We start from the raw sequence: 12,374 nt of genomic DNA, 5'->3' as shown, positions 1-12,374 counted from the left end.
GCAGGGAGGAAAACGAGTCGGTCGTTTCGAATAGGCGGGAAGACGGGCAGATTGCGCTGAATGAATTTTCGAGCGAAGCGGCCTATGGGGACGCTGTTCGTAGAGAACAAGCCAACGATCTGAATTCGGAGTGGTTCGATCATGACCGCTGGAAACGAGAGAAAGGGAGAGTGTTGGCCGAAATCCGGAACCGGTTCGGCTTGTCGCCGATCGCCAGCCCTTTTCGCTACCTGCAGACCATTCGGTTAGAACGAAATTTACAAGCGGCTGTCATGACCGAGGACACGATCGGGATCGTGCGGCTTCCGCCGGATATTCCCCGCGGCAACGAGGCGCTCCTGGCCTCGATCCGGAACTTGCAGCATGCGGCCTGCTCCGACAGAACCGTCGTTGAGCGGCATGCCGGCGAGCTTGTTCGATTGGGGAGGACCTACGAGGCCGACTGTTTAAGGGCTCGATTACTAAACGAAACGGCGCGGCCCCGAGCGGTTTACATGAAACGGATCAAGCCCGATTTCCCATGTTCAATGCGACACGGCGTTCATTTCCCCCTCCTGTATTTTTGCGGAGAGGTGCCCGTTATTTTCTTGAACAGTGTGCAGAAATACCGCTCGTTGCCGATGCCCACCGCCTCGCCGAGCTCCAGGTTGGTCCAGTTCCGCTCGGGCAGAAGCTCGATCGCCCGTTCGATCCGCTTCCGGTTGACGTAATCGGTAAAGCCTTCGCCCGCTTCCTTCTTGAACAAGACGCTGAAGTAGGAAGCGTTCAGGCTCACGTATTCGGCCACTTCCTGCAGCGTCAGCCGATCGGCCAGACGCTCGCGAATGTACGCCTTCGCCTTGCGGATCTCCGTCCGGCACGGAGGTTCCTCCCCCCCTTGTCCCCTCGCTTCCGCCGAACGACAAGATGCGATCCATGCGGCCAGCTCGTGCAAATCTCCGATCTCGTCGGCCGGCATCGCCGCGGCGACCGTTCGGGCTTCCGAGCGAAGCAGCCATTCCCGCACTTCGGCAAGCAGCGCCGCCTTCGATACCGGGCCGGAACGATGCAGCTCCTCCTGCAAGCCTCGCGCGAATGCGGCGGCCTCCTCCCCGGTGGACGGTACCGTGATGCCGTTCAGCCATTCGCGGAGCCGCTTATCGGGTATCGCCGGAGAAGGCGGAACCCGACGCGCCGGCGTAATGACCGACTCCCTGCCCCGGAAGAAGCTCTCCTCCAGCGCCTCGTCCGCCTCCCGGCACGCGGCAAGCAGCGAATCCCAGCCGCCGGTCGGCTTGCTGAACGCGACCGAAACGGAAAGCTTCAAATATTGCTTGATGCTGCGGACAAGCAGCGCCCCCAGCTCGCGAAAGGTCGACTCGAGCTTCGCGCTGCTGACCGCCGCTCGCCAGGTGATGACTCCGATGAAACGGTCGTGCTCCAGCTCGCAGGCGAACCCTTCGCCGTACTTTCGCAGGTGCTCCTCCACAATATTCAGCACCGCATACCGCAGCGTCCGCTGGTCGACCCGGCTGTACGTCGCGTGGAACGTACGGGCGTCGTCCAGCTTCGCCATCATGCAGCCGTACGACTGCGGATTGAACGAGAGCATCAGCTCGTCCCGGCGCAGCTCCATCGAACGGGGACGCAGCTCGCCCCGGAGCAGCTCGCCCATCACCTGCTTCCGCAGCAGGTGAATGTTGCCCTGCACCGACATGTTCAGCTGCTGCAGCCTCGTCGCCTTCTCCCGGTAGCTGCGCACGAGAGACTCGGCCTTCTCCAGCGCCGCCAGCAGGTTGGCGTCGCTTAACGGCACTTTGACGATATAATCGAGCACATTCATCGCAATCGCCCGCTGGGCGTATTGGAAGTCCGGATAAGCGCTCAGAACGATGAAGGCCGTATGCGGCAGCCGGGCTTTCAGCCGCTCGATCATCTCGATGCCGTCCATCCCCGGCATGACGATATCCGTTATGACGATGTCGGGCGCCGTCTCGAGCGCAAGATCGATCCCCTGCTCCGCAGACCGGGCCGTACCCGCCAATCGAAACCGGGAAAGCGGCGGCGACAGCTTGCGGAAAAACTTTTCCATCCGCTGCAAAATGAGCGTCTCATCGTCCACGACCACGCATCGTATCGAATTCATGGCAACGCTCCTTTACCGAGAAGAGAGGATACCGGCTTGAGATCGCGAACGGGCACGAGCGGAAACCGGGCCTGGACGGACGTTCCTTTGCCGGGCTCGCTCCGGATGTCCAGCCCGTACGCTTCCCCGTAATACAGCTGAATCCGCTTATGAATGTTGTAAAGGCCGATCCGCCTGCGCGAAGCGCGGCCGCCCGAGGAACCGGCATCGGGCTGCAGCAGCCCCCGCACCTTGTCCGCCGGCATGCCGATCCCGTCGTCGGCGACCTCGATGACGACCGCATCCTCCCCGCGATACACCGAGATGCGGATCGGCCCTTGAATCGTCCCTCCGGCGTAACCGTGAAACAGGCTGTTCTCCACGATCGGCTGCAGCATCATCCGGAACAGCGGGTAATCGATCAATTCCGGGTCGGCCGTCAGCACCAGCTCGAACGCCTGTCCGTACCGGATATTCTGGATATAGAGATAGTGGCGGACGTTGTCGAATTCGTCCTGCAGGCGGACCGCCTCCGACGCGTCGGCGATCCCGTATTCCAGAATCGATACAAGCGACGCGATGATCGGGTCGACCTCCTCGTAGCGCTCGAGCTCGACCACGTTGCCGATCGTGCCAAGCGTATTGTACAGAAAATGCGGATTGATCTGCGACTGCAGCACCTGAATTTCCAGCTTGCGCTTCATCTCGCGGCTCTCGCCGAGATGGTCGATCAGCTCGCGGATCTGGCCCAGCATGCTGTCGAACGTATCCGCCAGCTCCCCGAACTCGTCGTTGCGCCGCGAATTGACGGTCGCCCGCAAATCGCCCGCCTTGACGAGCCTCATCTTGCGCATCAGCGCCTGCACCGGCTTGCGGATATACCGGGCGACGAGCAAGGCGACGGCCGCGCTCATCAGGAGGCCGGCCGCCGTCAGCCCGACGAAATACGTTTCCAGCGCCCGCTTCGTCGTCCGGAAGCGGGTTTCGTCCAGGATCATGTAGACGGTCCAGTTGAATTTGCCCATCGACCTCTTCATGACCGTGAACGGATGTCCCGACGAATCGAAGGCCGTCAGCACCGTTTCGTTGGATGCGGCCAAATCCTCCGAGCGGAGGGTCCCCAGCGTGAACAACCCTTCCGTCCCCGTTTCCGACAAATATGACGAGCTGCCCGACACCCGCATGCCTTTGGACGATACGATGCCGATTTTGAGCGAATCCGTTCGGCCAAGCTGGGACAGGCGCTCTTCGAGCGCCTGCAAATCGAGATCGAGCGCGGCGACCGCCGGCTCGCCGGACCATTGGACCTTGCGCGACAACGTGACGGTCCAGCCGGAATATGCCGAACGGTACGGTTCGCTGATGACCTGGGACGCCGGGTGGGCCAGAGCTTGCCGGTAGACGGGCTCGCGCTCGGGCAGCGGGTCGGTGAACACTTTGCCCAGCGGGCTGCCCCCCACCGTCGTCAAATCCGGCTTGATCAGGTACGCGTTCGTAATATAGCCGATATTGTAGCCGTAGACGCGGTCAAGCTGCGATTGCGCATCCTGCGGGCTTCCGGTCCACGAATCGGCGGGGGTGCTCAAGTTCATCAGCGTATTTTGCATGGAGACGAAATACACGTCGAGGTAGTGCCCCACCTTGTCGAGCAGCTGGTTCGCATAGTAGAATTCGTTCTTCCGCAGCTCGTCTTCGATATAGCGATAGGATAGAAAGCCGATCGTAAGCACCGTGGCGAGCACGAATACGAAGCAGATCGCGAACAGCTTGATCGTCACGCTTCCCGGCTTTCGAACCATTCCGCCTCACCTCGTCCGAGCTTCTCTGCCATGATCATACCACAGTTGCGGGGCTACCGGATGATCCCTTGCTCCTTCAGCTGCCGCGTCACCTTCTCCAGCTGCTCCCCGGCTTTGAACTTGGCGTTCAGCGTGCCCACGAATTCCTCCCACTTGGCGAGCGGCTCTTTGCCCGTCATGAATTTGAGCAGCATCTCGTTCCAATATTTCTCGCGGTCTTGGGCGAGCACGTCGTTCGGGTCGAGCACGATGTACGGCATGACGTTGTTCGGCTTCAAATATTTCCGGTTGATGGCGTGATACTCGACGGTTTTCGGATTTTTGAAGTTGAAATAAATGTCGTCGTTCGCTCTACGGGGGAACCGGTAATGCCCGAGCCATTCGTAATTTTTGGACTGTACCGAATCGAGCGCGATCATCTCCGGCTTGCCGTTCGTTTCTTTCCAAGTGACGTCCTTGATTCCGTACACGATCGTCTTGTAAGCCTCCTTGTCCGTGTACATATATTGCAGCAGGTCGACGATGCGCTGAACTTTGCCCGGATCGCCGGCCGCTTTTTTCGAGACCGCCCATTGGGCGTTCTGGAAGACGTCGTACGAATTGATCTGGTCGCCGTGCGGCCCCTTCATCGGCGGAATGACGATCCAGTCCGGCACCTCGCCGATCGTCTCCTTCATCTTCTGCTGCGCCCCCGGCTCCATGCTGCGCCAATCGGTGACGACGACGCCGCTGCGGCCTTTGAACAGCTTATCCTGCACCTGAGGGACCGTGTTCAACGTCACCCAGTCCGGGTCCACCACTTTCTCCGACAGAAGCTTGTTCGCGTAGGCGACCGCTTCCTTCATCCGGGGATCCAGGTTATGGCTGACGAGCTTGTTGTCCACGACATCGAAATTGCCCGGATTGACGCCGAACATCCAAAACATCTGGTCCCATCCCAGGTTGGCCAACGTTCCTTCCTTGGTGATGCCGGGCGCAAAGCCGTACGTGTCGTTCTTGCCGTTGCGGTCCGGGTCGTTGAAGGTGAACGCTTTCATGACCTCGAACAGCTCCTCCGGCGTCGTCGGCACCTTCAGGTTCAAGCTGTTCAGCCAGTCGTTGCGAATCCATAGCCCGTTGATCCCCGCCACGCCCTCCGTCCCGGGAATGCCGATCGTCTTGCCCTTGTAGCGCATCGGCTCCCAGCGGGACGGGCCGAAATGCTGGACGAGCGCGGGCGCGTTCTTCAAGTAATCGTCCAGCTCGGCCGTCACGCCCTGCTCGTAATACTTCACCGACGTCGTCCGGTTGCCGAAATAGATCAGATCCGGCACCTCGCCCGAGGCGATCAGCGTGTTCAGCTTGGCCGACGCCTGCTCCGGCACGATCATCATCTCGAGATCGATGTTCATCGCCTTCTCGATCATTTGACGGACCGGATCCTGTTCGCGCGGCAATACCGGAGCGTTCGGATTGAACGTAGCCAGGTTGTACATCGTGATTTTGTATGTCTTGTCTTTGCCCGAATCCGGGCTCGCCGTCGGGCTCGAGCCCGTTCCGCCCGACGGCGGCTCCTTCGGTTCCGTGCTCCCGCAGGCTGCGGCGGTTCCGGCGAGCGTAATCGCGGCCATTGCCGTCAAGATCGTTTTGCGAATAAGCATGGGACGCCCCTCCTTGTGATTTGCCTGTCTGTGCATGACGAAACGCATGCGTGTGCCGTTACCCTTTGACCGACCCGAGCAGCACCCCCTTCGTAAAGTGCTTTTGCAGAAACGGATAGACGCACAGGATCGGTACCGTGGCGACGACGACGGCCGCCATCTGGATCGACAGCGGGTTGACCGCATCGATCGATTCGGGATTGTCCGCCGACAGATTGGCCGCTCCGAGCAATATGCCGCGGAGCACGACCTGCAGCGGGAATTTCGACGGATCGTTGATGTACAGGATGGCGTCGAAGAAGCTGTTCCAGTGGCCGACCGCGTAAAACAGGCCCAGCGTCGCGATGATCGGCGCGGACAGCGGCAGCACGATCCGCCCGATCATCGTCAGCTCGCCCGCCCCGTCGATGCGGGCCGCCTCCTCGATCCCTTCGGGAAGCTGCTCGAAAAATCCTTTCATGATCAGCATGTTGTACGCGCTCAGAAGCCCGGGAATGATCAGCGCCCACACGCTGTTCAGCAGCCCGAGGCTTTTCACCAGCAAGAAATGCGGGATCATCCCTCCGCTGAACAGCATCGTAAAGATGATGTACAGCAGGAACACGTTCCGTCCAGGCAGCGACTTGCGCGCCAGCGGGTACGCGGTAGCCGTCGTGAAGAGCAGGTTCAGAACCGTCCCGACGACGGTGACGAACAGCGTCACCTGATAAGCCCGGGTGATCAGCGTCCCGGAGAAAATTTGCTCGTAAGCACTCAGCACCGGATGCTCGGGGATGAGCACGATGCCCCGCCTGATCGCTTCCCCCGCGGTCGTAAACGACAGGCTCGCCACGTAGAAGAACGGAAATACGCAGCAGGCGGCGAGCAGCGCCAGCAGCAGCATGATGACCGCTTGCGTCCCTTTCTCTTTCGCCGTCATTCGCTTCATCGCACGTCCCCCCTTACCAGATTTGGCCGTCGAACTTCTTGGCGATCCGGTTCGCGGCGAGTATGAGCACGAGACCGATCAACGACTTTTGCAGGCCGACGGCCGTCGCCAGACCGAACTGCATCTGCTGCAGGCCGATCCGGTACACCCAAGTGTCGATGATGTCCGCCTTTTCCTGATTGAACACGTTCGCCATCATGAACACCTGGTCGAAGCCGACGTCCAAAATATGGCTCAGCCGCAAAATCAGAATGAGAATGATGACGCTGCGTATGCCGGGAAGCGTGATGTGCCACAGCTGGCGCCATTTGGAAGCGCCGTCGACGGTCGCCGCCTCGTACAGGCTCGGGTCGATTCCCGCCAGCGCCGCCAAGTACAGGATCGCCCCCCAGCCGACGTCCTTCCAAATATCGGTCGACACGAGAATCGTCCGGATCCACGACGGCTCGGTTAGGAACGAAACCGGGTCCATGCCGAGCTCCATCAGAACAAGGTTGACCAATCCGCTTCCCGGCGACAAGAGCGCGGTGAGCAGCCCGTACATGATCACCCACGAGATGAAGTGGGGCAAGTATGTGACGGTCTGCACCACCCGCTTGAACCACATGAGGCGGACTTCGTTCAGCAGCAGAGCCAGGACGATCGGCGCGGGAAAGCCGAATACGAGCTTGTAGAGCGAGATCGTGATCGTGTTGGCCAAAATTTGCTTGTAGTAGACGCCCTCGAAAAACAACCGGAAATTGTCGAGTCCGACCCAAGGGCTTCCCCAGATGCCCTGCATCAAATTGTAGTTTTTGAACGCGATGACGACGCCGGCCATCGGCACGTACTTGAACAGCGTAAAGTAGACGAGTCCCGGCAAGAGCAGCGCGTACATCATCCGGTACTGCTTCAGATTGCGCCGCAGCCGCCATAGCGGACGGACCGCAGCCGCGTCCGGGGGAACCTGCGGCCGTCCGCTGAGGGAGTCCGTTGCTTCCATAGGTCGAAGTCTCCTTCTCTTGTGTGGTGATGCCAGTATAACAAGAGCCGGAAGCCGATATTTCCCCGATCTATGGCAATTGCTCCAAAAAATTTGGAGTTTTGCTTATCCGCGCTCCTAATGCGGAACCCTCACCGTCGTTTCGGCTGTCCGAACGTTCCCGGCGAGATCCCGGGCTTCGTATACGATCGTATACTTGCGGCCGTCTCCCCGGCCGGACCGTTCCGCCCGCAGGGTGAAGTCCGTATCCGCCGAGCCGAATTCGGCTTCGCCGACGTCGTCGCTCGTCCCGCCGTCCCCGGTGCCGTCGTCCGGCTCGTCGCTCGCGATCGAGACAAGCCGGTAGTCCAGCAGCCCGGATAAAGAATCGGCGGCGCGGACGTCGACATGAATCGGCACCGGCTTATGGTTCGGCGGGCGCAGCACGCCGGGGTCGGCCGACACGATCAGCTCGGGGGCGGTTCGGTCGATCCGGACCCGGACCGTCTTGCGCTCCTCGCGGTTGCCCTTGCGGTCGATGCTGTAGTAGCCGATGTCGTACTCCCCGTCGGAGTCGAGCACGAACGGGGCGGTGTACGGGACCTCGTCGCCCCCGTTTACGCTGTACACCGTCTGCGCCACGCCCGATCCGCGATCCGCGGAGGCGAGCGCGACCGTCACCGGCCCGCTGTGCCAGCCGTTCGTCGGCGCAGAGGCGCCGTCGATCTCGATGGACGTGACGGGCGGGGCTCCGTCCAGAGGAGCGATCGTGCGCACCGGCGACTGCTGGACCGCACCGGCCAGGTCGGTTACGCTTACCCGGTACGAGAACGTCCGGCTCGAGTCGGGCACGCGGATCGAGAAAGCGAACGGATAAGCCTCCGTCTCCGTCTTGTGCCACTCCCCTTCGCCGATCCGCCATTCCAGCTCGGCCTTGCGAATCCGGTCCGGCATGAACTGCGTATACACGTAAGCGACGTATTCGGCGGGATTCAGCTGCAGCACCATGCCCCGGCCGAATTCCGGGGTCGGCCCCGTCTCGGCCACCGTGCCGCCGAGCGGCTCCGAGACGAGACGATCCGTCGCGACGTCGGCGAAGCCGGGCTTCGTCACGTCGGGCGCATCGATCGCGAAGGCGATCAAGCCTCGCGCCGGAATGACGACGGACAGCTTGCCGTCCGATACGATCGCGGTGCCGGCATTCCCCGCCGCATCGTATACCGTTGCCGTTCCGCCGAAGCCCGGCACGCCGCCGGTCACCTCATCGCCGAGCCGCACCTCGACCTCGATGTCGGCGCCGGATTCGTTCATCAGCGCCGCCGCGAAGCGTCCGTCCTTGCGCGCCGCCACCCAGTCGGCCTGAATGCTGTTCACGGACAACAGCCCCGGCTTCATCCACAACCACATGTCGGACTCGCCGAACAGCCTGCCCGGCGCGAAGCCGTAATGCTTGTTGTTGAAATAGGCGTACCCTTGCTCCCGGACGGCCGGGAAATCGATTTGCCCGTCCGACCGTTTCTGCGCCTGCGCCATCAGGAAATCGACGGTCAAGCCGATCATGGCCGGGATATGGTGGTAGTAAATGTTCGTGAAATCCGGTCCGACGTACGGGTAGTCGGCTTTCATCGGATGCGTCATGTTCTGGTTGTAATAATAGCCGGGGTAGTTCGCGAACCGGCCGATGATCGCGTTGCGCGCGTAGGCTTCGTACAGCGGGTCGCCCGTATGCAGGGAGAGGCGCATCAGATCCGGCGCCCAGTTGGACATCATGATGTTGCCGGAACGGGAAAACGTGCTTCGCTGCTCGAGCCCGAGGCCGACGCGCGACAGCTGCCAGGCCGGGACCGTTTCGTCCCGAAGCAGCGGCATGTTGTCCGGATACCCCAGCCGGATCTTGGCGTCCCCCCTCCAATACCCGTCGAAGCTCTGGGACATAACGGCGCGATCGGGCAGGTCGGCCGCCCGGACGGTGACGTCTCCGGACGCGACGGACGGCTGCGTCCAAACCGAGGTCATCCAGCGATGCGCCCCTTCCCGGGCCGCGTCCAGGTACTTCCGTTCCTTGGTCACCTCGTACAAATCCAGAAGTCCTTGCCAATACGGCGCGTAGGAGATATTGATGAACGACTCGTGCGCGGGAATGCGCGTATCCGGCGTCTCCAGCCTCTCCGCGATATACCGGTCCGCCCCCGCGATCGCCTCCGCCAAATACGCCGAATCCTTCGTGTACGTATACAGCATCAAGTACTCGTGCCACCGGGGCACGCCGTCGTTGGCGTAGGCGTTCTGGTGCCGGACGCCCCCGTCCATCCCGATTTGCCGCAGCAGCGGCACCTGCCCCTTCGTCATGAAGTACGCGCCGCCGAACACGCTCGTGCCGAACCCGCTCACCGGACTGCCTACCGGCGACAGCTTCCCCTTCAGATCGAGAATCCCTCCGTGCGGCCCGGTCGCCGAGAAGTGAAGGCTGCCGTGCGTCAGCAAATATTCCAGCGTCGGGATCGTCCTCCGCTCGTAGACGTCGGGATCTTCCGTAAGCAGGTACGACTGAAGATGCGAGAGCGGCGAGCCTTGGGATGCGACGTTTCTTCCCTCCATGTTGTAATGCGCCTTCGCCTTGTCGTCCCATCCGCCGAACGTATCGTCCATCGCCAGCTCCTGCATGTTGAACAGCGCCTCGGTCAACGAGACGTTCACGTTGCTCCGGTAATCCGTCAGCCCGAACACGTCGGTAACCACGTGCCGGTACGCTTCGAACCACTCCCCCGGACGCGTGACCGGCCTGTACCGGAACTCGAACGATTGTCCGGCGGACAGCGACGCCTCCGGGGAACCGAACAGCGGCGCGAACAGCCCCGGCAGCACGCCGCCTTCCGTTCCGCGGATCGACAGGCCGAACCTGGAATTGTCTCCGTACGCCCAACGGTTCGGAATTTCGGCCGGATCGGCGACGACCCCGAAGCTGGCCCGCCCCCGCTCGCCGTTTGCCGGAAGCGTGACCAGACTAAGCGGCGTCGAGGCGTACTGCTCGGTCACGAGGGTGAACTCGTCGGGCAGCCTCTTGCTGACGATTTGGAACGGCAGCAGCATAAAATCGGTGTCCGCCACCGGCTTCTCCGGTGCGTTGAACATGCCCAGGCTGTACGATCCGGGGCGTTTGGCCGTAAGCCTCGTCGTCACGACCGGATCGGCGCCGCCGTCCGGGATCGTCCAGGTCGCGGCGAACCGGACGTCGTCGCGTTCCGCCGTCAGCCGGACGGTCTTCGCGTCGACCGTCTCCAGACTCGTCGGAATGAGCCAAGATGTCGAGCCGTTCGGCTGGTTAATCAGCAAATAATGAAGGTCCAGCACATTGAACGGTTTCTCCGCCTGTTCCTCGGTATACAGCAGCAAGTAGCCGTACGGATCGGTGCGGTCGTCCTGCTTCACCCATGCGCCTCCCGACGGCGAACGCAGATACGTTTCCTTCTGAATAACCGGCCCGTTCGCGGTCGGCACCTCGTAAAACGCTACGCGAACGTCGCCGTTCTCGATGAACGCCGTCCGGATCGGCTCGGCATCCGTTCGAGCCCATTCCGGGTATCGGAGGGCGGCCCGAGCCTTCTTGCTTATCGTGTCGACCCGCAATGCTTCCTCCAGCGTATCCGGCGGTACGAAGTCGAGGTCGTCCGTTACGAACATTCCGTCCAGCCGCGGATAAAATCCGGACGTGTCGACCAGCTCCAGGCGGTGCCGGCCCGCCGTCAGCTCCACCGTTCCGGCATCCTCCCAGGCGAAGCCCTCCTTGCCGTGGTCGCCGAACACCTCGTTCAGCAGCCGGCCGTCGACGCCGACGCGGAAGAAGCGCGTACCCGGCTGGTTCGTCGCGTAATCGCGGGCTCTCGCCCAGATTCGGTACGTGCCTCCGCGCTCCAACTCGATGTCGACGCGGGCCGGCAATGCGGCGGCGGGGTCCTTTTCCGGCAGACCGATCATAATCTTCGGCGAGATGGAGCCGGGCGAGGTGCTGTACGTCCAAGTGCCGGGCCGCATTTGAAAATGCTCCGGCCGGATGAAATCGTACCGCCTCGTCGCGTCCGGCTCCGTCCGGAAGTCGAATCGGAATCCGCCGTACAACGGCGTTCCGCTCTCGTTCTTCACCGTTTCGCCCACTTCGACCGTGTAGGACGTTTGGGCTCGCAGTCCGCCCGCCGGAAGCATGGTGTAAGCGGTTCCATTTTGGTTGACGGAATAGGTCGCCGCGACGACCGTACCGCTTGCCGTTTCCTTCAGCACGATATTCGACGGCGTCAGCGTACGGATGTCCATCGGACGATCGAACGCAACGACGACTTCGGTGCCGACGGGCGCCGACTTCGTATCAGCCGGCACGGTCAGCGAGGCGATCGTCTCCAGCTTGCGGAAACGGACGGCATCCGCCCGGATCGGCAGCCCTTGGGTTACCTGCGTAATTCGGACGTATTGATCCGGCCCTGCGGCGAAATCGAAATCGCCGAGATCGACCCACCCGCTCGTACCGGTCTGGTAGTTCAGCACGGTCGTCTCCGTCTTGCCGTTATGCCGAATGTCCACCTTGGCCTTCGGCTCGGCATTCGCATGGACGACCTTATACACGGATACCCGGTACCGGCCTTCGCTCGCGAGAGTCGGGCTCCATTGGGCATAAACCCCGGGAGCGGACGAATACGGGTAGCGCGTGGTCGTATGGTTGTACCCCTGCAGCTGGCTGGTCGTCCAGTTGCCGTCCGCCGACTCGGCGTATCCCGGCTGACCGTTGTCGATGATGATATCGGCATCGGCCGTCGCCGCTTGCGCCCGGGCGGAACCCGTCCCCATCGGCCAAGGCGCGAGGCCGGCCGCGAGCACGATCGCCAGGAGCAGCATCGAAAGCTTCCTCTTCATCCTTCCATCCCCTCATCCCGTCAAGTAGGGTGCACCCCAT

At 61.8% G+C, this 12,374-nt stretch carries 6 protein-coding genes; all 6 read right to left on the bottom strand.

Features of this window, described 5'->3' with window-relative positions:
- Positions 1–541 precede the first annotated feature (541 nt).
- The 6 genes from DLM86_RS17775 to DLM86_RS17750 all read right to left on the bottom strand — a co-directional run bounded on the left by DLM86_RS17775 (position 542) and on the right by DLM86_RS17750 (position 12,334).
- Positions 542–2,125, bottom strand: a complete 1,584-nt coding sequence (locus DLM86_RS17775; protein WP_110841409.1) for a response regulator transcription factor — start codon at positions 2,123–2,125, stop codon at positions 542–544.
- Positions 2,122–3,903, bottom strand: a complete 1,782-nt coding sequence (locus DLM86_RS17770) for a cache domain-containing sensor histidine kinase (protein WP_110841408.1) — start codon at positions 3,901–3,903, stop codon at positions 2,122–2,124. The genes DLM86_RS17775 and DLM86_RS17770 overlap by 4 nt, the downstream gene beginning before the upstream one ends.
- Before the next feature lie 53 nt (positions 3,904–3,956).
- Positions 3,957–5,543 carry an extracellular solute-binding protein gene (locus DLM86_RS17765; protein ID WP_158289537.1) on the bottom strand — a complete coding sequence of 529 codons (1,587 nt, stop codon included), beginning with the start codon at positions 5,541–5,543 and terminating at the stop codon, positions 3,957–3,959.
- A gap of 58 nt (positions 5,544–5,601) precedes the next feature.
- The gene (locus DLM86_RS17760) at positions 5,602–6,471 is read right to left on the bottom strand and encodes a carbohydrate ABC transporter permease (protein WP_110841406.1); all 870 of its coding nucleotides are present in this window, start codon (positions 6,469–6,471) and stop codon (positions 5,602–5,604) included.
- A gap of 13 nt (positions 6,472–6,484) precedes the next feature.
- A complete protein-coding gene (locus tag DLM86_RS17755) occupies positions 6,485–7,453 on the bottom strand; it encodes an ABC transporter permease (RefSeq protein WP_110841405.1) in 969 nt (322 codons plus the stop codon).
- Between the two features lie 117 nt (positions 7,454–7,570).
- The gene (locus DLM86_RS17750; protein ID WP_110841404.1) at positions 7,571–12,334 is read right to left on the bottom strand and encodes a golvesin C-terminal-like domain-containing protein; all 4,764 of its coding nucleotides are present in this window, start codon (positions 12,332–12,334) and stop codon (positions 7,571–7,573) included.
- Positions 12,335–12,374 lie beyond the last annotated feature (40 nt).

The organism is Paenibacillus flagellatus, assembly GCF_003217775.1.
Lineage (GTDB): Bacteria > Bacillota > Bacilli > Paenibacillales > NBRC-103111 > Paenibacillus_AB > Paenibacillus_AB flagellatus.
This window is presented reverse-complemented; position numbering and strand designations above follow the sequence as displayed.

Excerpts from the sequence above, each read along its gene's own strand:
- DLM86_RS17750 (WP_110841404.1), bottom strand. The coding sequence starts at position 12,334 with ATGAAGAGGAAGCTTTCGATGCTGCTCCTGGCGATCGTGCTCGCGGCC.
- DLM86_RS17760 (WP_110841406.1), bottom strand. The coding sequence starts at position 6,471 with ATGAAGCGAATGACGGCGAAAGAGAAAGGGACGCAAGCGGTCATCATG.
- DLM86_RS17775 (WP_110841409.1), bottom strand. The coding sequence starts at position 2,125 with ATGAATTCGATACGATGCGTGGTCGTGGACGATGAGACGCTCATTTTG.
- DLM86_RS17770 (WP_110841408.1), bottom strand. The coding sequence starts at position 3,903 with ATGGTTCGAAAGCCGGGAAGCGTGACGATCAAGCTGTTCGCGATCTGC.
- DLM86_RS17755 (WP_110841405.1), bottom strand. The coding sequence starts at position 7,453 with ATGGAAGCAACGGACTCCCTCAGCGGACGGCCGCAGGTTCCCCCGGAC.
- DLM86_RS17765 (WP_158289537.1), bottom strand. The coding sequence starts at position 5,543 with ATGCTTATTCGCAAAACGATCTTGACGGCAATGGCCGCGATTACGCTC.